Source organism: Photobacterium sp. R1, assembly GCF_054600795.1.
In genome coordinates this window covers 1-239 of the sequence record NZ_BAAHZP010000931.1, presented here as the reverse complement: position 1 = coordinate 239, position 239 = coordinate 1, and the positions used below count along the sequence as shown (strand labels likewise).

Annotated in this window: 1 pseudogene; it reads right to left on the bottom strand. The window is 61.9% G+C overall.

Annotated features, from left to right (window positions below):
- A pseudogene (locus tag ACYP03_RS27805) lies at positions 1-239 on the bottom strand (ATP-dependent DNA helicase RecG); the annotation flags it as partial.

Below are 239 nucleotides of genomic sequence, written 5' to 3'. Positions count from 1 at the left end.
AACGCGCCAGCTTCTGTACCTGGGGGATAAGGTGCTGGTCGCGGACCAGATCGGCGACTTTGAAGTCGGCAATCCCGGTTTGTTTGGTGCCGAGCAGCTCGCCGGGACCGCGAATTTCCAGATCGCGCTGGGCGATCACAAAGCCGTCGCTGCTTTCGCGCAGTACAGCCAGACGCTGCTGCGCGGTTTTTGACAGCGGGGCATGGTAGAGCAGCACACAGTGGCTGGCCACATTGCCC